Source organism: Teichococcus oryzae (assembly GCF_008386565.1).
GTDB classification, from domain to species: Bacteria; Pseudomonadota; Alphaproteobacteria; order Acetobacterales; family Acetobacteraceae; genus Pseudoroseomonas; species Pseudoroseomonas oryzae.
Map to the genome: position 1 here is coordinate 266,434 of NZ_VUKA01000001.1, position 23,064 is coordinate 289,497.

The 23,064-nt window shown below is 70.1% G+C and carries 20 protein-coding genes; 7 read left to right on the forward strand and 13 right to left on the reverse strand.

Going from position 1 to position 23,064, the window contains the following annotated elements:
• Window positions 1-58 precede the first annotated feature (58 nt).
• Window positions 59-1,390: an amidase family protein gene (locus F0Q34_RS01205; protein ID WP_149810318.1), complete on the forward strand. Its 1,332-nt coding sequence runs from the start codon at window positions 59-61 to the stop codon at window positions 1,388-1,390.
• Between the two features lie 49 nt (window positions 1,391-1,439).
• Here F0Q34_RS01205 and F0Q34_RS01210 read toward each other — a convergent pair whose 3' ends face one another.
• Genes F0Q34_RS01210 through F0Q34_RS01220 form a run of 3 tightly spaced genes read right to left on the reverse strand, consistent with a single transcriptional unit; the run spans window position 1,440 to window position 5,392 of the window.
• Window positions 1,440-2,504, reverse strand: coding sequence for a Bug family tripartite tricarboxylate transporter substrate binding protein (locus F0Q34_RS01210; RefSeq protein WP_149810319.1), 1,065 nt, complete (start codon window positions 2,502-2,504; stop codon window positions 1,440-1,442).
• Window positions 2,505-2,555: 51 nt separating this feature from the next.
• Entirely contained in the window at window positions 2,556-4,160 is a 1,605-nt protein-coding gene (locus tag F0Q34_RS01215) for an ABC transporter substrate-binding protein (protein WP_149810320.1), read from the reverse strand.
• A complete protein-coding gene (locus F0Q34_RS01220) occupies window positions 4,157-5,392 on the reverse strand; it encodes an amidohydrolase (RefSeq protein ID WP_149810321.1) in 1,236 nt (411 codons plus the stop codon). Before F0Q34_RS01220 ends, F0Q34_RS01215 begins: the two co-directional genes overlap by 4 nt.
• Window positions 5,393-5,535: 143 nt before the next feature.
• Between F0Q34_RS01220 and F0Q34_RS01225 the strand changes: the two genes are divergently transcribed.
• From F0Q34_RS01225 to infC, 3 genes are all read left to right on the forward strand, one after another.
• Window positions 5,536-6,066, forward strand: coding sequence for a GNAT family N-acetyltransferase (locus tag F0Q34_RS01225; RefSeq protein WP_149810322.1), 531 nt, complete (start codon window positions 5,536-5,538; stop codon window positions 6,064-6,066).
• A 227-nt stretch (window positions 6,067-6,293) separates the two neighbouring features.
• Window positions 6,294-8,249, forward strand: coding sequence for a threonine--tRNA ligase (thrS, locus tag F0Q34_RS01230; protein ID WP_149810323.1), 1,956 nt, complete (start codon window positions 6,294-6,296; stop codon window positions 8,247-8,249).
• Between the two features lie 80 nt (window positions 8,250-8,329).
• Window positions 8,330-8,842 (forward strand): translation initiation factor IF-3, encoded by a 513-nt coding sequence (gene infC, locus F0Q34_RS01235; protein WP_149810324.1) that lies wholly within the window; start codon window positions 8,330-8,332, stop codon window positions 8,840-8,842.
• A 38-nt stretch (window positions 8,843-8,880) separates the two neighbouring features.
• Here infC and F0Q34_RS01240 read toward each other — a convergent pair whose 3' ends face one another.
• The gene (locus F0Q34_RS01240) at window positions 8,881-9,618 is read right to left on the reverse strand and encodes a DUF1028 domain-containing protein (protein WP_149810325.1); all 738 of its coding nucleotides are present in this window, start codon (window positions 9,616-9,618) and stop codon (window positions 8,881-8,883) included.
• Between the two features lie 138 nt (window positions 9,619-9,756).
• On the opposite strand from F0Q34_RS01240, the gene guaA reads away from it, so the two are divergent.
• Entirely contained in the window at window positions 9,757-11,331 is a 1,575-nt protein-coding gene (gene guaA / locus F0Q34_RS01245) for a glutamine-hydrolyzing GMP synthase (RefSeq protein ID WP_149810326.1), read from the forward strand.
• 66 nt (window positions 11,332-11,397) lie between these two features.
• On the opposite strand, the gene F0Q34_RS01250 is transcribed toward guaA, so the two are convergent.
• From F0Q34_RS01250 to F0Q34_RS01265, 4 genes are all read right to left on the reverse strand, one after another.
• On the reverse strand, window positions 11,398-12,567 hold the full coding sequence (locus tag F0Q34_RS01250; protein ID WP_149810327.1) for a multidrug effflux MFS transporter: 1,170 nt from the start codon (window positions 12,565-12,567) through the stop codon (window positions 11,398-11,400).
• Window positions 12,568-12,808: 241 nt separating this feature from the next.
• Window positions 12,809-13,084, reverse strand: coding sequence for an acylphosphatase (locus tag F0Q34_RS01255; protein ID WP_149810328.1), 276 nt, complete (start codon window positions 13,082-13,084; stop codon window positions 12,809-12,811).
• 34 nt (window positions 13,085-13,118) lie between these two features.
• On the reverse strand, window positions 13,119-13,823 hold the full coding sequence (locus tag F0Q34_RS01260; RefSeq protein WP_149810329.1) for an ATP12 family chaperone protein: 705 nt from the start codon (window positions 13,821-13,823) through the stop codon (window positions 13,119-13,121).
• Between the two features lie 31 nt (window positions 13,824-13,854).
• The gene (locus F0Q34_RS01265; protein WP_149810330.1) at window positions 13,855-14,292 is read right to left on the reverse strand and encodes an MgtC/SapB family protein; all 438 of its coding nucleotides are present in this window, start codon (window positions 14,290-14,292) and stop codon (window positions 13,855-13,857) included.
• A 111-nt stretch (window positions 14,293-14,403) separates the two neighbouring features.
• Here F0Q34_RS01265 and F0Q34_RS01270 point away from each other — a divergent pair, with 111 nt between their 5' ends.
• Window positions 14,404-15,843: a M20 family metallopeptidase gene (locus tag F0Q34_RS01270; protein ID WP_149810331.1), complete on the forward strand. Its 1,440-nt coding sequence runs from the start codon at window positions 14,404-14,406 to the stop codon at window positions 15,841-15,843.
• Between the two features lie 110 nt (window positions 15,844-15,953).
• Here F0Q34_RS01270 and F0Q34_RS01275 read toward each other — a convergent pair whose 3' ends face one another.
• Window positions 15,954-18,107, reverse strand: coding sequence for a malate synthase G (locus tag F0Q34_RS01275; protein WP_149810332.1), 2,154 nt, complete (start codon window positions 18,105-18,107; stop codon window positions 15,954-15,956).
• 155 nt (window positions 18,108-18,262) lie between these two features.
• On the opposite strand from F0Q34_RS01275, the gene F0Q34_RS01280 reads away from it, so the two are divergent.
• On the forward strand, window positions 18,263-19,846 hold the full coding sequence (locus F0Q34_RS01280; RefSeq protein WP_149810333.1) for a gamma-glutamyltransferase: 1,584 nt from the start codon (window positions 18,263-18,265) through the stop codon (window positions 19,844-19,846).
• Window positions 19,847-19,868: 22 nt separating this feature from the next.
• On the opposite strand, the gene F0Q34_RS01285 is transcribed toward F0Q34_RS01280, so the two are convergent.
• The 4 genes from F0Q34_RS01285 to F0Q34_RS01300 form a co-directional block, all read right to left on the reverse strand.
• Window positions 19,869-20,795, reverse strand: coding sequence for a DMT family transporter (locus tag F0Q34_RS01285; protein WP_241665249.1), 927 nt, complete (start codon window positions 20,793-20,795; stop codon window positions 19,869-19,871).
• A 69-nt stretch (window positions 20,796-20,864) separates the two neighbouring features.
• A complete protein-coding gene (locus tag F0Q34_RS01290; protein WP_149810334.1) occupies window positions 20,865-21,197 on the reverse strand; it encodes a DMT family transporter in 333 nt (110 codons plus the stop codon).
• Window positions 21,197-22,156, reverse strand: coding sequence for a glycosyltransferase family 2 protein (locus tag F0Q34_RS01295; RefSeq protein WP_149810335.1), 960 nt, complete (start codon window positions 22,154-22,156; stop codon window positions 21,197-21,199). Before F0Q34_RS01295 ends, F0Q34_RS01290 begins: the two co-directional genes overlap by 1 nt.
• Before the next feature lie 20 nt (window positions 22,157-22,176).
• Window positions 22,177-22,908: a class I SAM-dependent methyltransferase gene (locus tag F0Q34_RS01300; RefSeq protein ID WP_149810336.1), complete on the reverse strand. Its 732-nt coding sequence runs from the start codon at window positions 22,906-22,908 to the stop codon at window positions 22,177-22,179.
• Window positions 22,909-23,064 lie beyond the last annotated feature (156 nt).

The window sequence follows — 23,064 nt, forward strand, 5'->3', positions numbered from 1 at the left end:
CTGAACCCGTGCGGCACGCCCGCTGCGTTCCGCCGAAATTCCGGAAGGACCCACCGGCATGACGCCGCAGCTTCGCCCCTACACCGATCATGCCGAGGCCCTGGTCGCCGGCCGTGAAACGCCGCGCGCGGTGCTGGAAGCCTGCCTGGAGGCCATGGCAATGTGGGAGCCCCAGGTCGGCGCCTTCACCGCCACCGACGTGGAGGGTGCGCGCCGCGCCGCCGATGCCGCGACCGCCCGCTGGAAGGAAGGCCGGCCGCTTTCCGCGATCGATGGCATGACGGTCGGCATCAAGGACATCATCGACACCGACGACCTGCCGACGCAGATGGGCTCCGCTCTCTATGAGGGCTACCGGCCGCGCTTCAGCGCCGCCAGCGCCTGGGCCCTGCGGGATGCCGGGGCGGTGATCCTGGGCAAAACCGTCACCACGGAATTCGCCTCCACCGAGCCGCGCGGCACCCGCAACCCGTGGGACCTGTCGCGCACGCCGGGCGGCAGTTCCAGTGGCTCCGGCGCGGCGGTGGCGGCGGGGATGCTGTCGGGCGCGATGGGGACGCAGGTGGTGGGTTCCATCATCCGCCCCGCCGGCTATACCGGGGTTTACGGCTTCAAGCCGAGCGTGGGCGGCATCAACCGCGGCGGCAGCCTCGACATGTTGAGCCACAGCTGTTCCGGCACCATGGCCGCCAGCCTGTCGGATGCCTGGTGCATGGCGCGCGCCATCACCGAGCGCGTCGGCGGCGATCCCGGCCATCCCGGGCTGGGCGGCCCGCTGCTGCCGCCCGAGGCGCGGCGGCCCGCCACCCTGGCCCTGCTGCGGACCGAGGGCTGGCCGGACTTGCACCCGGAAGCCGGCGCCGCGCTGGAAGGCGCGCTGGACAGCCTGCGCCGGGATGGCATCCGCATCCTGACGCAGAAGGAATGCCCGGAGCTGGCGGCGCTGGAAGGCGCGGTCGCCGACGCGCGGGAACTGGCGCTGGGCATCAATGCCTGGGAATGGCTGTGGCCGCTCGGTGCCTTCGCGGAGCGGGACGCGGCGGCGCTGAGCCCTTCGGCGCGGGAGCGCCTGGCCCGGGCCCGCGCCATGACCCGCGCCGAATACGCCGCCCTGCTGGAGCGCCGCGCCGCCGCCCGCGCCGCCTACGCGAAGCTGGCCGGGCTGTGCGAGGCGCTGGTCAGCGTCACGGCGGCCGGCGCGGCGCCGGTGGGCCTCGGCTCAACCGGAAACCCGGCCTTCGTGGCGCCGGGCTCGGTGCTGGGGGTGCCGGTGGTCAGCCTGCCGGTGCTGCGCTGCGAGGGGCTGCCGCTCGGGCTGCAACTGCTCGGCTTCCGCGACGAGGACGCGGCGCTGTTCGCCCACGCCGCCTGGATCGGCGGCCGGCTCTGAGGCCGGAAGCGCGCCGGAAGGGACCGATGCCCCTTCCGGCGCGGCCGCGTCAATCGACCTTGGCGCCCGAGCGGCGCACCACCTCGGCCCATTTCGCCACCTCGGCGGCGACGAACTTCTCATAGGCTTCGGGGCTGGTGCCGCCATCCGGCGTCAGGTCGGGCTTCATGCCGCCCAGATCGGCGAGCTTGGCCCAGGTGTCCGGCTCCTTCACGATCGCGTCGATCTCGGCGCCCAGCTTGGCGATGATCGGCTTCGGCGTCTTGGCCGGGGCCTGCACGCCGAACCAGCCGGTCGCCTCGACGCCCGGCAGCCCGGCCTCGGCGGTGGTCGGCACGTCGGGCAGGGCGGCGCTGCGCGTCGCGGTGGTCACCGCCAGCGCCTTCAGGCGCCCGTCGCGGATATGGCCGATGGCGGAGGGCAGGTTGTCCACGCCGACCTCGACCCGGCCGGCCATGATCTCGGCTAGCATCGGGCCGGCGCCGCGATACGGAATGTGCGTCATCTGGATGCCGGCCTCCAGCTTCAGCAACTCGCCCGTCATGTGCAGCGAGGTGCCGGCGCCGGAGGAGCCGTGGTTCAGCTGCCCCGGCTTCGACTTCGCCAGCGCCACCAGCTCCTGCAACGAGTTCACCGGCAGGGAGGGATTGACGAAGATGACGTTGGGCACACGGATCAGCAGCCCGACATTGGCGAGGTCGGACGGCTTGTAGGGGATCTCCCCGGCATAGAGCGCGTAGTTGATGGCGCCGGAGGACACCGTCTGCATCAGGATGGTGTAGCCATCCGGGTCCGCCTTGGCGACGGCGTCGGAGCCGATATTGCCGCCCGCGCCCGCGCGGTTCTCGATCGGGAAGGCCTGGCCGAGGCGCTGCTGCAGCCGTGCCGCCAGGATGCGCGCGGCGATGTCGGTGGTGCCGGCCGGGGCGAAGGGCACGATGAACCTCACCGGCCGGGCCGGCCATTCCCCCGGGGCCGCGGACCATGCCGGGCGGGACAGGAGGCCGGATGCTGCGGGCAGCAGCGCAGCGGCGGAAAGCAGGGTGCGGCGGCGCAAGGTCATGAACATCTCCTGAGGGCCGGATTGCAGGGTGTGGCTCTTGTCGGATGTCATTCATGTCCCATCCGGGTCCGCGGACGCAAGCGTCCACGGACCCGGCAAGGGTCAAGCTTGCCGGCGCACCGTCGCAGCCAGGGTCTGCTCATCCACCCGCGCGGTGGTGGTCAGGCCGCGGCGCAGGCCCCACACGCTTTTCTGCGTGTGCAGCGGGATCACGGCGACGTCGCGCATGGCGATCGCCATGGCGTCCTGCAGCTTCTTCTCGCGCGCCGCCTCGTCCAGGGTCCGCAGCCCCTCGGCGGTCAGCGCGTCCATCTCCGGGCTGGAATAACGGCCATAGTTGGACAGGCCAAGGCCGGGCGACCCGCGCGTCCCGAGCACGGCCCGCAGGGAGGTGGAGGGCTCGCCCGTGCTGTTGCTCCAGCCCAGCAGATAGGCCGAGGCCTCGAAGCGGTTCAGCCGGCCGATCAGCGTGGCCAGGGGCTGCGCGTCCACCTGGGTCTTGATGCCGATGCGGGACCAGAGCTGCGCTACCACCTGCAGGATCTGCTCGTCATTGACGTAGCGGTCGTTCGGCCCGCGCAGGATGAGGGAGAAGCCGTTGGGGTAGCCGGCCTCGGCCAGCAGCGCCTTGGCCCGGTTCGGATCGAAGCCCGGCACCGGGATGGCCGGGTTGTAGCCGAATGCGCCTTCCGGCATGAACTGGCCGGCCGCCACCGCGGCGCCCTCCATCACCCGCCGCACGATCGCCTCGCGGTTGATGGCGACCGACATCGCCTCGCGGACGCGGCGGTCCTGCAACGGGTTCTTGCCCAGCTTCTCCCCGTTCGGGCCGGTGATGTCCGGGCTGTCGCCATCGCGGAACATGTCGAGGCCGAGAAAGATCAGCCGCAGGCTGTTGCCCTCGACAATGGTGATCCGGTCATCCTTGCGCAGCTTGGCGAGGTCCGGCGTCGGCACGTTGTCGATCATGCCCACATCGCCCGACAGCAGCGCCGCCACGCGCGGGCCGGAATTGGTGACGATGCGGTAGTCGAGGGTGCGCCATTCCGGCTTGGTGCCCCAGTAATCCTCGTTGCGCTCCATCCGCACCCGGTCATTCGGGCTGTAGGACACGAAGCGGAACGGTCCGGTGCCGATGGCGGCGCGGCCATTGTTGAAATCGGCCGAGGGCACGTTCTCGCCCAGGCTGCGCGGCAGGATGGCCACGGCGGCCAGGTCGTTGGGCAATTGAGGGTAGGGGCTGGCGGTCTTGAAGCGGATGCGCCGCTCATCCACCACCTCCACCGCCGTGATGGCGCGGGTATAGACCGCGAAGGAGGACGGGCTCTGCACCGTGGGCACGCGCCGCAGGCTGTAGGCCACGTCCTCCGCCACCAGGGTTTCGCCATTGTGGAACTTCACCCCGGATCGCAGGGTGAATTCCCAGGTGGTGTCGTCGACCAGCCGCCAGCTTTCGGCGAGCGCCGGCTTGGTGCGGGAATTCTCGTCCCGCTCCACCAGCGCGTCGAAGAGGTGGGTGGAAACCTGGATGCTGGGCGTGAGCGTGTAATATTGCGGGTCGATGCTGGCCGGCGGCGCGCTGACCGCGACCGACAGCGCATCGCCTTCACCATTCCCTGAACCATTCCCCTGGGCGCGCAGCGGCAGGGCGGGAAGCGTGGCGGCGCCAAGCAGCGCCGTGCCGAAACCGCGACGGGTCAGGCTCATGCCGCGTCCTCCGTGATGGCCGCCGCGGCATCGGGCCCGAGTTCCTGTTGCACCAGGCTGACCCAGTAGGCCACGCCGGGCACCAGGGCCTCGTCGTTGAAGTCATAGAGCGGCGTGTGGACGTTGTGGAAGGAACCGTCCGGGTTCATTCCATTGCCGATGCGCATGAACACGCCGGGCTTCTGTTGCAGCATGAAAGCGAAATCCTCGCCGCCCGTGCTCATCGGGAACTCGCCGGCGGTGGCGAGGCCGGTCACGGCGGCGGCGGCGGCATTGGCCGCCGGCACCTTGCCGGGGGCGTTCACCGTGGGCGGGCAAAGCGCCTCATAGGTGAATTCCGCCGTGCAGCCCGTGGCGGCGGCCAGGGTCTCGGCCAGCTCCTTCAGGCGGCGCTTGATCACCGCCTGCGCCTCGGGGCGGAAATAGCGGGCGGTGCCGCGCACCTCGATCCTGGCCGGCATGACATTGGGCGAGCCATGCGTGCCGCCATGCACATAGCCGACCGACAGCGCCGCCGGCTCGGTGGGCTTCAGGTTGCGCGGGATGATGGTGTGGACGGCCATCAGGAACTGCCCCAGCACCACCGTGGCGTCGGTGGCTAGGTGCGGCGCGGCGCCGCCATGCCCGCCTGTGCCATGGAAGGTGACGCCCCAGAAATCGGCGCCCGCCAGGATCGGGCCGGGGCGGGTGGCGAACTCGCCCAGCTTCATGCCGGGGGTGTTGTGCATGCCCCAGACGCTGTCCATGGGGAAGCGGTCGAACAGCCCGTCGGCGATCATCGCGGCGGCGCCGGTGCCGGCTTCCTCGGCCGGCTGGAAGATGAAATGAACGGTGCCGGCGAAATCCGGGTTGCGCGCCAGGCACTTGGCGGCGCCGAGCAGCATGGTGGTGTGGCCGTCATGGCCGCAGGCATGCATCTTGCCCGGCACGGAAGAGGCGTGGGCGAAGCTGTTCTCCTCCTGGATGAACAGCGCGTCCATGTCCGCGCGCAGCCCGATGGCCCGCGGCGCCTCGTTGTGGCCAAGGGGGAGGCGGCCCTTCAGCGTGCCGACCACGCCGGTCTTGCCGATGCCGGTTTCGACCTCGATGCCCCATTCGCGCAGCTTGTCGGCGACCAGGGCGGCCGTCCGCACCTCCTCGAAGCGGGTTTCGGGGTGGCGGTGGATGTCCCGCCGGATGGCGATCAGCTCCGCCTCATCCTGCCGGATGTCGTCGAGGATGTCCTGCCGCACGCTGCTTATTCCTTGCCTGTCGCGGAAAGCGCGGAAACTGATCCGGTGGACCCTGGCGGTCAACGGGCGATTGGCCTTATCAGCCCTTGGCGCGAAACAACCGGCACCGTTACAATTCCCGCGATGATTGCCAGGAGATCGCCATGACCACTGCCCGATTCCTGATCCGCGACGCGACCGAGCCCGACCTGCCGCGCATCCTGGCCATCTTCAACGAGGCGATCCGCACCAGCACCGCCGTCTGGCACCTGGAGGAAACCAGCCTCGAAGCCCGCCGCGCCTGGCTGCTGGAGCGGCAGGGGCGTGGCCTGCCGGTGCTGGTGGCCGAGCAGGACGGAGTGGTGCAGGGCTTCGCCTCCTATGGCGATTTCCGCCCCTTCGCCGGTTACGCGCGGACGGTGGAGCATTCCCTGTATGTCGACCGGGCCGTGCGCGGACAGGGGTTTGGCCATGCCCTGCTGGCGGCGCTGCTGGCGCATGCGGGCCAGGCCGGGCTGCATGTGATCGTGGCCGGGATCGAGGCGAACAACGCGCCCTCCATCGCTCTGCACCGGAAGGCCGGCTTCAGGGAGGCGGGATGCCTGCGGCAGGTCGGCCGCAAGTTCGACCGCTGGCTGGACCTGCTGCTCATGCAGAAGATCCTGTCGCCGGATGGCGGCGCGCCTGCCGGCTGATCCTGATCAGAGCGGTCCGCCGCCTCCGGGATGAAGCTCCCCGTCGGCGGCGCGGCCGGGAAGGCGGGCAACTCCCCGATCCCGGGCCCGTTTCATCCTGTTCCGGGTGGCCGCGCCGCCGCCGCATTCCTCGGTCAAGGTTTCGGCAAGCCTTTTGTCGTTGACGCGGCAGTGGCCGGGCCGCATGGTCCGCCGCCCGAAATTCAACCAAGGGAAGCCCCTTTCCGATGCCTGCGATCACGCTGCCCGACCAGTCCGTCCGCCAGTTCGACGGGGCTGTGACGGGCACCACCGTGGCCGCCAGCATCGGCCCCGGCCTCGCCAAGGCGGCCCTCGCCATGGAGGTGGACGGCCAGCTGCGCGACCTGTCGCATGAGATCGCCTCCGACGCGGCGGTGCGCTTCATCACCCGCCGCGACCCCGAGGCGCTGGCGATGATCCGCCACGATGCCGCCCATGTGCTGGCCGAGGCGGTGCAGGAGCTGTTTCCCGGCACCCAGGTCACCATCGGCCCGGCCATCGAGAACGGCTTCTATTACGACTTCGCCCGCAACGAGCCCTTCACGCCGGAGGACTTCCCCGCGATCGAGGCCAAGATGCGGGAGATCATCGCCCGCAACGCCGCCTTTGTGCGCGAGGAATGGCCGCGCGAGGAGGCCATCGCCTTCTTCGAGAAGAAGGGCGAGCGCTACAAGGCCGAGCTGATCCGCGACCTGCCGGAAAGCGAGGCCATCTCGATCTACCGCCAGGGCGAATGGCTGGATCTGTGCCGCGGGCCGCATATGCGCTCCACCGGCGATATTGGTTCCGCCTTCAAGCTGATGAAGGTGGCCGGCGCTTATTGGCGAGGTGACCACCGCAACGCCATGCTGAGCCGCATCTACGCGACCGCCTGGCGGGACGGGAAGGAGCTGGACGCCCATCTCCACCAGCTGGAGGAGGCGGAGAAGCGCGACCACCGCAAGATCGGCAAGGAGATGGGGCTGTTCCACCTCCAGGAGGAGGCGGCGGGCTCGATCTTCTGGCACCCCAAGGGCTGGCGCCTCTACACCACGGTGCAGGACTACATGCGCCGCCGGCTGGACGCGACCGGCTACCAGGAGGTGAAGACCCCGCAGCTGCTGGACCGCAAGCTGTGGGAAGCCTCGGGCCATTGGGACAAGTACCGGGAGAACATGTTCCTGGCGAATGTGGATGACGAGTCCGAGAAGGACCGCGTCCTCGCCCTGAAGCCGATGAACTGCCCGTGCCACGTGCTGATCTTCAACCACGGGCTGCGCTCCTACCGCGAGCTGCCGATGCGCATGGCCGAGTTCGGCGCCTGCCACCGCTACGAGCCCTCCGGCGCGCTGCACGGCATCATGCGCGTCCGCGCCTTCACCCAGGACGATGCCCATATCTTCTGCACCGAGGCGCAGATCGCGCAGGAAACGGTGGAGTTCGTGGCCCTGCTGTCCCGCATCTACCGGGATTTCGGCTTCGAAAGCTTCCGCGTGAAATTCTCCGACCGGCCGGAAAAGCGCGCCGGCGACGACGCCACTTGGGACCGCTCCGAGGGCGCGCTGAAGGAAGCCTGCCGCATCGCCGGCGTGGAATACGAGCTGAACCCGGGGGAAGGCGCCTTCTACGGCCCCAAGCTGGAATTCGTGCTGCGGGACGCCATTGGCCGCGACTGGCAGTGCGGCACCCTGCAGGTGGATTTCGTGCTGCCGGAGCGGCTGGACGCCCAGTATGTCGGGGAAGACGGCAACCGCCACCGCCCCGTGATGCTGCACCGCGCCATCCTGGGCTCCTTTGAGCGCTTCCTCGGCATCCTGATCGAGGAGCATGCTGGGCGCTTCCCGCTCTGGCTGGCGCCGACCCAGGTGGTGGTGGCTACCATCGTGGACGATGCGGTGCCCTTCGCCCGCGAGGTCGCGGACAGCTTCCGCAAGGCCGGGCTGTCGGTCGAGCTGGACCTGCGCAACGAGAAGATCAACCGCAAGGTCGTGGACCACATCGAGGCCCGCGTCCCGGTGCTGGCGGTGATCGGCCGGCGCGAGGCGGAGGAGGGCAAGGTGGTCCTCCGGCGCCTTCCCGGACGGGAACAGCAGGTCATGACGCTGGCCGAAGCGGCGGAGGCCCTTGCAGCGGAGGCCGCGGCACCCGATCTCAAGGCGCCTACAAAGGTTGCGGCGGCGTGAACGCTGCACCATAAGACACTTCGATTTCGTTCCAACAGCAACAGGAGCCGACTCTGGCCCGAGGCCCCCTTCCGAACCAGCTGCCACCCCGCGACGGACCGCGGGTCAACGAGGATATCCGCGTCCCGCAGGTTCGCCTGATCGACCAGGATGGTGAGATGCTCGGCGTCATGTCGGCGCGCGAAGCCCTGCTGCGCGCCTATGACGTCGGCATGGATCTTCTGGAGATCAGCCCGAATGCCGTGCCGCCGGTGTGCAAGATCACCGACTACGGCAAGTACAAGTACGAGCAGCAGAAAAAGGCCAACGAGGCCCGCAAGAAGCAGAAGATCGTCGAGATCAAGGAAATCAAGGTTCGCCCGAACATTGATGACCACGACTATGACGTGAAGATGCGCGCGGCCAAGGGCTTCCTGGAGGAAGGCGACAAGGTGAAGGTCACCCTGCGCTTCCGCGGCCGTGAGATGGCCCACCAGGATCTCGGCGTGAAGGTGCTTGAGCGTGTCCGCACCGAGCTTGGCGAGCTGGCCAAGGTCGAGCAGATGCCGCGCCTGGAGAACCGCCAGATGATCATGGTGCTGGCGCCCAAATAAGCGCGTCGCCGGGGACAGAACGTCCCCGGGCGCCTTCTTCAGCCTTTTGCCGGCGGATGATCGGGGAAGCGCAGGTCGAGGCCCCGTGCCCGCCAGCCCGCCTCGATGATGGCCTTGTCCGTCATGCCGGCCGGATTGGCCTTGCGCGGATTGAAGGGCAGGGCGGGCGCGCGCTCCCGCCGCCAGACATCCAGCAGCCGGCGCAGCTCCACCAGCGGTTCCCGGTGGTCATCGACCCGCAGGTCGAGATCCGGGAAATCCTCTGTGGTCACCAGCTTCATCGCCGCCGATTGCCGCCCGCGCCGGTCGCCGCCCGCCGCCTCGCCGGCATCGAGCGCCAGCATCAGCCGCTCCGGCAGGGGAGAGGCGGTGGCGGAGGCGAAGGTGGCCGCCGTCTCGCCCACCACGGCGGGCCCCGCCAGCATGTTGCCGGCGACGCTGAAGCCGGGGCCGGACTGGCTGCCGGCCCATTCCACGCAGCTTTCCCCCGTCCAGGCGGCGCTGCGCCCCTGCGCGTCCACCACATGGATCTGCCGCAGGGCTTTGCCGTCATCGCCCACCAGCGCACCCTCAATAGCGGCGGCGGGCTTCAGGCCGCGCGCCAGCCCGTCCAGCACGGCCGGCGCCAGGTAGCGGTTGGTGAAGGACTGGGTGGACACCGCCCCCACGCCCGCCCGCACGAACGGGCATGAGGCCCCGACCGCGAAGGCGCAGGTGGTGACAGCCACGGCAAAGGCGCCGGTTGCGGCATCATGCGCCACGATTGACCAGGTCATGCGGGCGATTCCTTCCTGTCCGGCATCAGCCGCATCAGGAAAGAGGGCGGCGCGGCGGTCAAGGGGGCACGCCGCCGCGTTCCGGCCATCCGCGCGAAACGCTTGCCTTGGGGGAATGACTGTGGTGCAAGCTCGCCCATGGCCGACCTTTCTTCCCAAGCTCTCCACCAGGACCGCATCCTCATCCTCGATTTCGGCAGCCAGGTGACGCAGCTGATCGCGCGCCGGGTCCGGGAATCGGGCGTCTATTGCGAGGTGTGGCCCTTCACCGCCACCGCCGAGCGCATCCAGGGTTTCGCGCCCAAGGGCATCATCCTGTCCGGCGGCCCCGCCAGCACGGTGGATGAGGGCAGCCCGCGCGCGCCTCAGGCGGTGTTCGGGATGGGCGTGCCGGTGCTCGGCATCTGCTACGGCCAGCAAACCATGTGCGTGCAGCTTGGCGGCCGGGTGGAAAAGAGCGACCACCAGGAATACGGCCGGGCCTATGTCGAGGTGCGGGAGGATTGCGCCCTGACCCGGGAGGTCTGGTCCCCCGGTGCGCGGGAGCAGGTCTGGATGAGCCATGGCGACCGCGTGGCCGAGCTGCCCGGGGGCTTCCGCATCGTGGCCGTCAGCGAGGGCGCGCCCTTCGCCATGGTGGCCGATGACAGCCGCCACTTCTACGGCATCCAGTTCCATCCGGAGGTGGTCCACACCCCGCACGGGGCCCAGCTCCTGCGCAACTTCACCCATGGCGTCTGCGGCTGCCAGGGCGACTGGACCATGGCGGCTTTCCGCGCCGAGGCGATCCAGCGCATCCGCGCCCAGGTCGGCTCCGGCCGCGTGATCTGCGGTCTTTCGGGCGGTGTCGATTCCTCCGTGGCGGCGGTGCTGATCCACGAGGCGATCGGCGACCAGCTCACCTGCATCTATGTGGACCATGGCGTGATGCGCGGCGGCGAAAGCGAGCAGGTGGTCCGCACCTTCCGCGACCGCTTCAACATCAAGCTGGTGCATCGCGACGCGTCCGACCTGTTCCTGGGCGCGCTCGCCGGCGTCACCGACCCGGAGAAGAAGCGCAAGACCATCGGCCGCCTGTTCATCGAGGTGTTCGAGGAGGAGCAGGCCAAGATCGGCGGCGCCGATTTCCTGGCCCAGGGCACGCTCTACCCGGACGTGATCGAGAGCGTCTCGGCCACCGGCGGCCCTTCCGTCACCATCAAGTCGCACCACAATGTCGGCGGCCTGCCCGAGGACATGCGCATGAAGCTCGTCGAGCCGCTGCGCGACCTGTTCAAGGACGAGGTGCGCGAGCTGGGGCGCGAGCTGGGCATGCCGGAGGAGATCGTCGGCCGCCATCCCTTCCCGGGGCCGGGCCTGGCCATCCGCATCCCTGGCGAGGTGACGCGGGAGCGGGTGCAGATCCTGCAGAAGGCGGACGCCATCTATCTGGAGGAAATCCGCGCCGCCGGCCTTTACGACGCCATCTGGCAGGCCTTCGCCGTGCTGCTGCCGGTCAAGAGCGTCGGCGTGATGGGCGATGGGCGGACCTATGAGAGCGTCTGCGCCCTGCGCGCCGTGACCTCGACCGATGGCATGACGGCCGATGTGTATCCGTTCACCATGGAATTCCTGACCCGTGTCTCGGCGCGCATCGTCAATGAGGTGCGCGGCATCAACCGGGTGACCTACGACATCACGAGCAAGCCGCCCGGCACCATCGAGTGGGAATGAGGCCGCCAGGCCACGCCCTGGCGTGACGATGATGAGGGAGGCCGGCGAGGCCTCCCCCATTCGCGTTCAGCGCAGCGCTGGCCGCAGCCGCTCCGCCACCACGGCGCCCGCGGCGCCCAGCAGCATCAGCGTCGCCATCGGCCGCGCCGTGCCGTCGGCGAAGTGGCTGAGCAGGAAGCCGCTGCTGCCGGCGATGGCGAATTGCAGCGTGCCCATCAGCGCCGAGGCGGAGCCCGCCTGGGTGGCGTGCCGGCTCAGCGCGCCCACCGCCGCGTTCGGCATCACGAAGGACGAGCAGGACATCGCCACCGCGACCGGCAGCAGGATGGCAAGCCAGTGGGACGGCCCGGCATAGGCCACCGCCACCAGCACCAGGGTCGCGGCCAGGATCGCCAGCGTGGCGGCGCGCACCAGCCGCTGCGGCCCGAAGCGCAGCAGCAGCGGCGGGTTGAGCTGGGAGCAGATGATGAAGCCCGATGCGTTGACGCCGAACAGGATGGCGAAGGTGCCGGGCGTCATGCCGAACTGGCCGACGAACACGCCCGCCGCGCCGCCGATATAGGCGAACAACAGGAACAGCATCGCGCTGCCCATCATCACATTGGTGATGAAATGCGGCTCCCGCAGGATCTGCAGGAAACGCACCATCAGCGATCCGAAGTTGAGCCGCAGCCGCCTTTCCGGCGCCAGGGTTTCCGGGAGCAGCCGCCACACCAGCAGCGATGAAATGACGGCGTAGCCGGCGCCAAACCAGAAGATCGGGCGCCAGCCGCCGAAATTCAGCATCAGGCCACCGAGGCTGGGCGCCAGGATCGGCGCGGCCCCCATCACCAGCATCAGCCGCGACATCAGCCTGGCCGCCGCGTGGCCATCCGCCAGGTCGCGCACCACGGCGCGGGGCAGCACCATGCTGGCCGATCCGCCAAAGGCCGCCACGCAGCGGAAGGCGGCCAGCATCTCGATGCTGGTGGCCATGGCGCAGCCCACCGAGCCCAGGACATAGATGCCCAGCCCGATCAGCAATGGCCGCCGCCGGCCGAGGCGGTCCCCCAGCGTGCCCTGCACCAACTGCCCGACTGAAAGGCCCAGGAACCAGGTGGCCAGGGTCAGCTCGGCCGATCCCGGAGGCGCCGCGAAGCCCTGCTCGATGGCCGGAAAGGCCGGCAGGTACATGTCGGTGGAAAGCGGCCCGATCGCTGTCAGGAAGCCAAGCAGAAGGGGTAGCCAGACGGGCATGGGCGGGAATGATCCAGGAGTGACGCGGAAACAGCTTCGGCGTGGCCGTCCGTAGGCCACGCCGCTGGCGCAGCATGCAGCGACGGGCCGGGAACCACCAGGGCCGCAGGGCTCTCAAGAGCGCACGGAATCCTGAACAGGCGGCCTCGTTCCGGGGAGAATGATGGCGGAACGGGCATTCCGTCCGCCAAACGGGCAGCGGTCCGGCCACCGCCTGGAGCGGGGCTTACCGGGGCGGGGTTTACCGGCTGGGCATCTGCCGGAAGGCGGGCTCGGCGGGAGGCTCGGCGAAGTCCTCGTCGATCTGCTCCACGCGGGCCAGGGCCGGGCCCTTGCGGCAGGCTGTCAGCAGCGCCCCCACGGCGGCGGCATCGCCGGCCACCAGGGCTTCCACGCTGCCATCGGCGCGGTTGCGGACCCAGCCTTGCACGCCCAGCCGCGTGGCTTCCCCGACCATCCAATCGCGATAGCCGACGCCCTGAACCCGGCCACGGATCCGCACCAGCTTGGCATCCATGCGCTTCCCTCCCTGCGGCCCGGAAGGGGCCGCCTCAGGCGCGGGCCAGATGCAGCAGCCGGGCTGCCAGGTGCACATCCCGCTCCACCGCCCGCTGCCGTGCCACCGCCTCGGCATCCACGCCCCACAATTCCTGCTGGTAGCTTTCATCGACAAAGGCGAGGCGGCAAGCCTCCGTCGCATCGACCCGCCCCCCCGAAAGGGCGAGGCCCAGCACAACGCTGCCCAGGGCCGGCACCGCGACACCCAGCGCCGCCAGTTCCAGCGGCGGCAGCGCGGCCACGGCGCGGTGCAGCGCGGCCACCGATCCGGCATCCTGCGCGACCGGCATGATGCCCGCGGTCACCCGCAGCGGCGCGTCATGCTCCAGCGCCGCCCAATCGAGCAGCGGCTGCCATTCCAGGGCCTGGATGGCGGCCAGGCGCGGCTCGGTGGCGCGGTAGCAGAGCAGGTCGCTTTCGGCGAACTTGGCCACCGCGGCGGCGGAGGGCGCCGGGTCGGGGGCGATGCGCTCCATGGCGGTGGCGGCGACGCGGGTCAGCGGCACCTCCTCCAGGCTCATCTCGCCGCCCCTGGCGCCGCCGGCCTGCTGCCATTCGGCGGCGACGGCCTCGGCCAGGGTGCGGCCCGGGAAGCGCAGCGCGCCGCCGCCAGGCAGGCGCATCGGCCGCCCGTCCAGCAGCACGATAAAGGCATCCCCGCCTTCGGAAAGGGTGACCTGGTCCCAGAAACGCTTCATGCGCGGCTTATCGCGCCTGCGCCGCGGGCCATCAAGATCGGTCCCTCGGCTTGAGGAATTGCAGCCCCCGCAACGTGGCGACCGTGGCGACGGACAGCACCACCGCGACGGCGAAGGCATGCAGGGCCACCGCCGCGCCGATCGCGCCGGTCACCCACAGCCCGGCGGCCGTCGCGGTGCCATGCACGCGCCCTCCGTTCCGGATGATGGCGCCCGCGCCGACAAAGCCGATGCCGGTGATCAGCCCTTCCATGATGCGGGCCATGGCCTCGGGATGGCCGGTGAGCAGCGGCTCGGCCGCCTGGAGGAAGCCGCAGGAGGCAAGGGCCACCAGCGGAAAGGTGCGCAGCCCGGCGCTGCGGTCCTCGCGCTCCCGGTCCCAGCCGATCGGCAAGGCCAGCAGGTAGGCGATCGCCAGATCGCGGATCTGGCCCAGCATGGTCGCGGCCTGCGGGTCGTCGGGCAGCATGGGCACCCTCCGTCAAGGCAACGGTGCAGGCGGCGGCCGGTTGCCGGACGCGTTGTTTCACGGTGCAGGAGGCGTATAGATCCGGGCCTGACCGCAGCGGAGGCCCTGATCATGCGCAACGACCCCCTCAGCCTGGACGAGCTGTCCGGCCGTATCGAGGCCAAGGGCCCCGCCTACACGCAACTGGCGGACACCATCTGGGGCTTCGCGGAGCTGCGCTTCAACGAGCATCAATCGGTTGCGGCGCAGATCGCCGTGCTGGAGGGGGAAGGCTTCCGCATCACCCGCGACGTGGCGGGCCTGCCCACCGCCTTCATGGCCGAATGGGGCGAGGGCGGGCCGGTGATCGGCTTCCTGGGCGAGTTCGATGCCCTGGCCGGGCTTTCCCAGGAAGCGGGCGTGGCCGAGCCGCGCCCGGTGGTCCAGGGCGGCATCGGCCATGGCTGCGGCCACAACCTGCTCGGCTCCGGCGCCATGCTGGCCGCCGTCGCGGCGCGCGACACCTTGGCGGCCGAGGGGCGGAAGGGCACCATCCGCTATTACGGCTGCCCGGGGGAGGAAGGCGGCTCCGGCAAGACCTTCATGGCGCGGGAAGGGGTGTTCGACGATCTGGACGCGGCCCTCTGCTGGCATCCGGGCGTCTTTGCCGGCGTGAACTCGGCCAGGACCCTGGCCAATTTCCAGGTTTATTTCCGCTTCAAGGGCCGCCCCGCCCATGCCGCCGGCTCGCCGCATCTGGGCCGCTCGGCGCTCGATGCCGTCGAGATCATGAACATGGGCGCCAACTACCTGCGCGAGCACATGCCCTCCGACGCGAGGCTGCACTACGCCATCACCGACACGGGCGGCAATTCGCCCAATGTGGTGCAGGCCAATGCCGAGGTGCTGTACCTGATCCGCTCCCCCAAGGTGGCCCAGGCCGCGGCGCTGTTCGAGCGGGTGAAGCGCTGCGCCGAGGGGGCGGCGCACATGACCGAGACGCAGCTGACCGTCGAGATCGACAAGGCGTGCTCGGAGGTCATGCCGAACACGGTGCTGGAGATGGCGATGCACGAGAACATCCGCCGCCTCGGCCCGCCGGTCTTCGACGATGCCGACCGCGCCTTCGCCGCGGAGATCCGCAGGACGCTGACACCCGACGACATCGAAAGCAGCGTGGAGTTCTTCGGCGCCCCGCCCGAGGCGGCCTCGCTCGACATGGCGGAGGACATCCTGCCCTTCGACGGCACGCCGCGCTGGATGCCGGGATCGACCGATGTGGGCGACGTGTCCTGGGTGGTGCCGACGGTGCAGTGCCATGGCGCGAACTACGCGGTGGGCACGCCCTTCCACACCTGGCAGATGGTGGCGCAGGGCAAGAGCCCGGCGGCGCACAAGGGCATGCTGCACGCCGCCAAGGCGATGGCCGCGACGGCGCTGGACGCCATCCGCGACCCCGAGCTGCTGGCCCGCGCCAAGGCGGAGCTGAAGCAGCGCACCGGCGGCAAGCCCTATGCCTGCCCGATCCCGGCGGAGGTGATGGCGCCGCCGCTGCGCGCCAGGCGGCCCTGAGGCTGATCCCGACCGGATGGCGCCATCCGGTCGGGCAGGAGTGCTGAAGAAAACGCTGCGGCGGCTTCCGCGGGCCAGGGCAAGCGGAAGCCGCTCCAGGCGGGGCCGGCTCAGCCGGCCGCCTTGGCCTCGCGCCGGCGGCGGTGCAGCACGAACTCGGTGTAGCCGTTCGGCTGCCTCGCCCCCTCGAACACCAGGTCGCGCGCCGCCTGGAAGGCCGGGCCGTCATAGTCCGGCGCCATTGGCCGGTAGGCAGGGTCGGACTTGTTCTGCTCGTCCACCACGGCGGCCATGCGGCGCAGCGTGTCCTCCACCTGCGCCTCGGTGACGATGCCGTGGCGCAGCCAGTTGGCGATGTGCTGGGCCGAGATGCGCAGGGTGGCGCGGTCCTCCATCAGCCCGACATCGTTGATGTCCGGCACCTTGGAGCAGCCGACGCCCTGGTCGATCCAGCGCACCACATAGCCGAGGATGCCCTGGGCGTTGTTGTCCAGCTCCGCCTGCACATCGGCCGGCGCCCAGTTGCTGCTGCCGAGCGGGATGGTCAGGATGTCGTCCAGCTTCGCCCGCGCGCCGCCTTGCGCGATCTCCTCCTGCCGCGCCGCCACGCTGGTCTCGTGGTAGTGCAGCGCGTGCAGCGTGGCGGCGGTGGGGGAGGGCACCCAGGCGGTGTTGGCGCCCGCCTTCGGGTGGCCGCCCTTCTGCGCCAGCATGTCCGCCATCTTGTCCGGCGCCGCCCACATGCCCTTGCCGATCTGCGACCTGCCGCGCAGCCCGCAGGCGAGGCCGGTGTCGACGTTCCAGTCCTCATAGGCCTTGATCCAGGCCGCGCCCTTCATGTCGTTCTTGCGCAGCACGGGGCCGGCTTCCATCGCCGTGTGGATCTCGTCGCCGGTGCGGTCGAGGAAGCCGGTGTTGATGAAGGCGACGCGCTCCTTCGCTGCGGCGATGCAGGCGCGCAGGTTCACCGTGGTGCGCCGCTCCTCATCCATGATGCCCATCTTCAGGGTGTTGCGCGGCAGGCCCAGCGCATCCTCGACCCGGCCGAACAGCTCATTGGCCCAGGCCACTTCCTCCGGCCCGTGCATCTTCGGCTTCACGATATAGACGGAGCCGGCGCGGCTGTTCATCCGCCGCCCCTTGATGTCGTGCAGCGCGATGGCGACGGTGACGAGGGCGTCGAGGATGGTTTCCGGCACCTCCTGGCCATCCAGCGTCACCGCGTCGGTCATCATGTGGTGGCCCACATTGCGCACCAGCATCAGGGAACGGCCATGCAGCGTCAGCGTGCCGCCATCGGGCGTGGTGTAGCTGCGGTCGCCGTTCAGGCGGCGCGTCATGGTCTGGCCGCCCTTCTCGAAGGAGGCTTCGAGGTCGCCCTTCATCAGCCCCAGCCAGGCGCGGTACACCGCCACCTTGTCCTCGGCATCCACGGCGGCGACGGAATCCTCGCAATCCATGATGGTGGAAACGGCGGATTCCAACACCACGTCGGCGATGCCAGCCGGGTCCTCCCTGCCGATCGGATGGGATTTGTTGACCACCACCTCGATATGCAGGCCGTTGTTGCGCAGCAGGATGGCGGAAGGCGCATCCGCCTTGCCGGAATAGCCGGCGAATTGCGCGGCATCCTTCAGCGCCGTGGCGCCGCCCTGGGCCAGCCCCACCACCAGGACGCCGCCCACCACGGACAGCCCGGCCACGTCGGCCCAGGAGCCGCCCAGCAGCGGCGCCGCGCCGTCCAGCACGGCCCGCGCGCGGGCGATCACCTTCTCGCCGCGGGCGCGGTTGAAGCCCTTTCCGCGCGCCAGGGCGCCCTCCTCGGGGATCGCGTCGGTGCCGTAGAGCGCGTCATACAGGCTGCCCCAGCGCGCATTGCCGGCGTTCAGCGCGTAGCGCGGGTTGTTCACCGGCACGACGAGCTGCGGGCCGGCGATGGTCGCGATCTCGGGGTCCACATTGGCCGTGGTGACCGAGACGGGGCCGGGGTCCGGCAGCAGGTAGCCGATCTCCTCCAGGAAGGCGCGATAGGCGGGAAGGTCCACGGGCTTCTTCGGATGGGCGCGGTGCCATTCGTCGATCTTCGCCTGCAGCGCATCCCGCCTGGCCAGAAGCTCGGCATTGCGCGGCGCCAGGTCGCTCAGGATCGCCTGCATCGACGACCAGAACGCCGCCGGCTCGATGCCCGTGCCGGGCAGGGCCTCGGTTTCGATGAACTGGCGCAGCACCGGCGCCACCTGCAGCCCTGCCTTGGTTTCCGCCATGTCCGCTGATCCTCCGGTTTGGTTCCTCACGGGGGAGCATAGCCATCAAACCGGATGGCCGGCAAAGCCGCCCTTCCGCCGGAAGCCCATTGCTCCGGCCCGCCAATCGGGGGACCCTGGCGCTTCCCGACTCCCGGATGAGGATGCCTGCCGCCATGGCCATCGCCTACGCGCCCCCGCCCTTCGCAACCCAGCACTGGCAGGTCACCAAGCCGGTGGCGCGCGGCGCGCGGGGCATGGTGGTGAGCCAGAGCCGCGCCGCCGCCGAGGCCGGCGTCGCGGTGCTGGAGGCGGGCGGCAACGCCGCCGACGCGGCCGCCGCCACGGCCTTTGCCCTGGCGGCGATGGAGCCGTGGAACTCGGGGCTGGGCGGCATCGGCTTCGCGCTGATCCACAAGGCCGGGCAGCGCCAGGCGGAGCTGCTGGATTTCGGCCCGGTCGCTCCCGCCGCCAGCGACCCTTCCGCCTTCCCGATGACGGGAAACATGAAGCAGGACCTGTTCGCCTGGCCGGAGGTGGAGGGGGACCGCAACATCCACGGCCCGCTGTCGATGGTGATCCCTTCCGCCGTCGCCGGCTACGCCACCCTGGCGGAGCGCTTCGGCGCCGGCCTGCCCCTGGCCGAACTGCTCGGCCCAGCCATCGCCCTGGCGAAGCGCGGCCTGCCGCAGGACTGGTACACCACGCTGAAGGTCGCCAACTCGGCCAAGGTGCTGCGGCTTTACCCGGAAAGCGCCCGCATCTACCTGCCGGATGGGCTGCCGCCGGTCGCCCCCTATCAAGGCGCTCCCGGCTTCTTCCGCCTGGGCCGGCTGGCCGACACGCTGGAGCGGCTGCGCGACGCCGGCTGGCGCGACTTCTACCAAGGCGAGGTCGCGGCCTCCATCGCCGCCGATGTGAAGGCGATGGGCGGCTTCCTGTCGGCCGACGACCTGCGCAACTGCCAGGCCCGCATTCGCCCGGCGCTGTCCATCCCCTGGCGCGGCGACATCGTGCTTCAAGGGGCGGGCGGGCTGACCGCCGCGCCGACGCTGGCGCGGGTGGTGGCGGAAATGGCGAAGCTGGACTCCGCTGCGCCGGACGCCGCCTGGTTCAGCGCCCTGGCGCGCACCCTGCGCGGCGCCTATGCCGAGCGGCTGGAGGGGCTAGGTGCCGCCACGGCGGTGGAGCCATCCGAAACCTGCACCACCCACCTCACCGTGGTGGACGCGGAAGGCAACATGGTGGCCATGACCACCACGCTGCTGTCCTCCATGGGCAGCCGCGTGGTGCTGCCAGGCAGCGGCGTGCTGATGAACAACGGCATGATGTGGTTCGACCCCCGCCCGGGCTCGGCCAATGCCATCCGCCCCGGCGCCCGGCCACTTTGCAACATGTGCCCGGTGACGGTGTCGGATGCGCAGGGGCCGCTGATGGCGCTGGGCGCCTCGGGCGGGCGGCGCATCCTGGCCTCGGTGGTGCAGATGCTGGCCTTCACGCTGGATTTCGGCATGTCGCCGGAGGAGGCGGCGCATTTCCCGCGCATCGACGTGTCAGGTCCGGATGGCGCCACGGCCGACCGCCGCCTGCCGGCCGACGTGCTGGCGGCGCTGGAGGCGCAGGGCGGGCTGACGGTGGTGGAGCATGCGGTGCTGCCGGTGAACTTCGCCTGCCCGAACCTGATCCGCCGCGAGGAAGGCGGGCATGTCGGCATCAGCGATGTGATGACCCCGTGGTCGGCGGCGGTGGCGGCGCACTGAAGAAGCGCGCGGGCGCCAGGGATCAGCGCGCCCGCATCGCCAGCAGGATGCCGGAGCCGATCAGCGCCAGCCCGCCGAGGTGAAACAGCTCCAGCGACTCGCCCAGAAAGGCCACCGCCATGAGGCTGCCGAAAACCGGCAGCAGGTGGATGAACTGCCCGGCCTTGTTGGCGCCGATCAGTTCCACGCCGCGATTGAAGAAAAGGTAGGACAACAGGGAAGGGAACACCGCCAGGAAGCCGACCGACAGGATCGTGGCGGGCCCGAGGGGCGGCATGGCCTGTGTCGCGGCTTCCCACAGCCAGGCCGGCAGCAGGGCGAGGAGGCCGGCGGCGATGCTGCAGGCCAGGAAGCTCAGGGGATGCACCCTCGGCCGCAGGCGCAGGCAGGCGGAATAAAGCGCATAGGCCAGCACCGCCCCCATCACCCACAGGTCGCCGCTGCGCAGCCGCAGCCCCAACAGGTCCTCCAGCGAGCCATGCGAGGCGATCACCACCACGCCGGCGAGCGACAGCGCCAGGCCGGCCAGTTGCAGCGGCCCCGGTGCCTCCCCGAACAGCAGGAAGGAGCAGCCGAGGATGGCCAGCGGGATCACCGATTGCAGCAGCGCCGCGTTGACCGCCAAGGTGGTCTGCAGCCCGAGGTAAACAAAGGTGCTGAACACCGCGATGCCGAGCAGCCCGAGCAGCAGCATCAGTGGCCATTGCCGCCGCAGGGCCGGCCAGTCCCGCCGCAGATGCGGCCAGGCCAGCGGCAGCACCAGCAGCAGCGCCAGCAGCCAGCGCCAGAAGGCCAGGAAGAAGGGTGGCACCACGCCATGCACGGCGCGGCCGATGACGAAGTTGCAGGCCCAGAACAGCGATGCGGCGACCAGCAGCAGAACCGGCATGCGCCAAAGCCGCCGCATCGGGCCAGGGCGGGACGAAGCGGCTTGTTCCTGTGTCGGCATCGGGCATCTCCTGCGGCGGCCCTGCCTAGGGCCGCCACCGGGCACCCGCAAGCCGGGCCGCGCCCCGGCTCAGGCCGTCGCCAGCAGCACCACGCCGGCCGAGATCAGCCCGATGGCCGCCAGCTTCTGCGCGCCCAGCGCCTCGCCAAAGGCGAAATGGCCGATCATCGCGACAATGACGTAGGACGCGGCCGTGCAGGGCAGCGCCACGCTCATGGGCAGCTTGCGCAGCGCGACGATGTAGAGCATCGCCGCCCCGCCATAGAAGCCGAGGCCGATGACGGTCTGCCAGCGGAACAGCTGCGCCAGGAAGCTGCCGCCGCCCAGCGTGCCCATCTTCAGCAGCACCTGCCCGGCCAGGGAGGTGCAGATGGCTGCGGCCAGCACCAGCCAGTGGAGCATCAGCGCGGGCCGCCCGCGACCACGTCCCGCACCACGCCCTGCGGCTTGCCATTGGCGGACAGGAAGGCACGGCCGACATATTCGCCCAGCACGCCCAGGATCAGGAACTGCACGCCCGCCACCAGCAGCGACACGGTCATCACCGAGGCCCAGCCGGAGGGCGTGTCCACCGTCAGCGCCTCGACCATGGTGAAGACGGCGCCGATCACGCCCAACACGCCCATGCCGACGCCGGCCAGCATGGCGAGCCGCAGCGGCATCAGCGAGAAATTGGTGGCGAGGTTCAGCCACAGCCGGATCAGCCGGCGCAGCGTGTAGTTGGAGCGGCCTTCCATGCGCGCCAGATGCATCACCTCGATGCTGTCGATGCGCTGAGTCACCTGCATCACCAGCCCGTCGATATAAGGATAAGGACCGGCGTAGCGCGTGACCTGCTGCACCACCAGCGCCGACATGCAGCGGAAGGAGGACAGATACAGGCCCGGCGGCTTGTCCATCAGCTGGTCCGCCACCCAGTTGGCGAAGCGGGAGCCGAGATTGCGCCAGCCCTCGTGCTTCTTCTCGGCATAGCGGGTGTAGACCACGTCCCAGTTGCCGAGGCGGGCATGATCGTAGAGCTTCAGCACCTCCTCGGGCGGGTTCTGCAGGTCGTCATCCATGGTGATGACATAGCGGCCGCGCATGTGCCGCAGCCCGGTCATGACCGCGTTGTGCTCGCCGAAATTGCGCGCATGCTCGACATAGGTGAGCGGCACGCTGGCGGTGCGGGCCAGCTCGCGGCACACATCGCCGCTGTTGTCGGGGCTGCCGTCATTGACCAGCACGATCTCGATGCCGCCTTCGGGCTGCAGCGCCGACAGGGCGGCGACCAGCCGGCCCACCGTGTCGGCGCCGCGATACACGGGCACGACGATGGACAGGCCGACGGGATGGCCGACGGGATGATGGTCAGCATTCATGGCGGGGCAGCCTCGGGCGATCAGGGACGGGTGGCGATGGCCAGCACCGATCCGCCGGCCGGATAACGCAGGCCGATGCGGAACAGCGCGGCCTCCGCCACGGTGACGGCGTGCAATGTGGCATCCAACCAGGGCGGAAACGGGGCAACGTCGCTCGCGGAATCCTCGGCGCGGGCCAGCAGCTTGCGCTGCGCCACCATCAGCGGCAGCAGCAGGGCGTTCCAGTAGGCGACGCGGCGCGGCGCGAAGCCGGCCTCGCGCAGCAATGCCCGTGCCTCCCCGGCGGTGTAGCGGCGGGCATTGTGGACGCGCCGGTCATGCGCCGAATGCAGCCAGCGGAAGGCGGGCAGGTTCAGCACCAGCAGGCCGCCGGGGCGCAGCACGCGGCGCATCTCGCGCAGCGCGCGGCGCTGGTCCACCGCCGCGTGACACAGCACATCCATGCTGCACAGCGCGCCGAAGCTCGCATCGGCGAAGGGCAGGGCGGCGGCATCGCCCGCCACCACCCGCGCGCCGGACTTGGCGGCGGCGCGGCACGCGGCGGCGGGGTTGTATTCCAGCCCGTGCAGCGCCTGCCCGGGAAAGGCGGCCGACAGGCTGCGCAGCAGCCCGCCCGTACCGCAGCCCATGTCGAGCCAGGGACCATGGGGCGATTCGGCGCGCAGCGCGGCGGCGACGCGGGCATGCAGGGCGCGGTACCACCACATCCGCTGCTCGGCCGCGTCCATCAGGTCGTATTCGGCGGGATCCACGGGAAAAGCTTGTGACAGTGCCCGACCCGCGCCGCAATGGGATTGCAGAAAGGCCGCGCCGGAGAAAGGATGGTCCGGCGCGGGATGAAGCCACGATTCATGAATGCCTTGACCCGGCAGGACACTGCCTGGGATTTTACGCCCCCGACATATGGG

Coding starts and splice junctions, on each gene's coding strand:
- F0Q34_RS01285 (WP_241665249.1), bottom strand. CDS start 20,795: ATGCCGACACAGGAACAAGCCGCTTCGTCCCGCCCTGGCCCGATGCGG.
- F0Q34_RS01265 (WP_149810330.1), bottom strand. CDS start 14,292: ATGCTGCCCGACGACCCGCAGGCCGCGACCATGCTGGGCCAGATCCGC.
- F0Q34_RS01290 (WP_149810334.1), bottom strand. CDS start 21,197: ATGCTCCACTGGCTGGTGCTGGCCGCAGCCATCTGCACCTCCCTGGCC.
- guaA (WP_149810326.1), top strand. CDS start 9,757: ATGGCCGACCTTTCTTCCCAAGCTCTCCACCAGGACCGCATCCTCATC.
- F0Q34_RS01250 (WP_149810327.1), bottom strand. CDS start 12,567: ATGCCCGTCTGGCTACCCCTTCTGCTTGGCTTCCTGACAGCGATCGGG.
- F0Q34_RS01255 (WP_149810328.1), bottom strand. CDS start 13,084: ATGGATGCCAAGCTGGTGCGGATCCGTGGCCGGGTTCAGGGCGTCGGC.
- F0Q34_RS01270 (WP_149810331.1), top strand. CDS start 14,404: ATGCGCAACGACCCCCTCAGCCTGGACGAGCTGTCCGGCCGTATCGAG.
- F0Q34_RS01295 (WP_149810335.1), bottom strand. CDS start 22,156: ATGAATGCTGACCATCATCCCGTCGGCCATCCCGTCGGCCTGTCCATC.
- F0Q34_RS01240 (WP_149810325.1), bottom strand. CDS start 9,618: ATGACCTGGTCAATCGTGGCGCATGATGCCGCAACCGGCGCCTTTGCC.
- F0Q34_RS01275 (WP_149810332.1), bottom strand. CDS start 18,107: ATGGCGGAAACCAAGGCAGGGCTGCAGGTGGCGCCGGTGCTGCGCCAG.
- F0Q34_RS01260 (WP_149810329.1), bottom strand. CDS start 13,823: ATGAAGCGTTTCTGGGACCAGGTCACCCTTTCCGAAGGCGGGGATGCC.
- F0Q34_RS01215 (WP_149810320.1), bottom strand. CDS start 4,160: ATGAGCCTGACCCGTCGCGGTTTCGGCACGGCGCTGCTTGGCGCCGCC.
- F0Q34_RS01210 (WP_149810319.1), bottom strand. CDS start 2,504: ATGACATCCGACAAGAGCCACACCCTGCAATCCGGCCCTCAGGAGATG.
- thrS (WP_149810323.1), top strand. CDS start 6,294: ATGCCTGCGATCACGCTGCCCGACCAGTCCGTCCGCCAGTTCGACGGG.
- F0Q34_RS01205 (WP_149810318.1), top strand. CDS start 59: ATGACGCCGCAGCTTCGCCCCTACACCGATCATGCCGAGGCCCTGGTC.
- F0Q34_RS01280 (WP_149810333.1), top strand. CDS start 18,263: ATGGCCATCGCCTACGCGCCCCCGCCCTTCGCAACCCAGCACTGGCAG.
- F0Q34_RS01225 (WP_149810322.1), top strand. CDS start 5,536: ATGACCACTGCCCGATTCCTGATCCGCGACGCGACCGAGCCCGACCTG.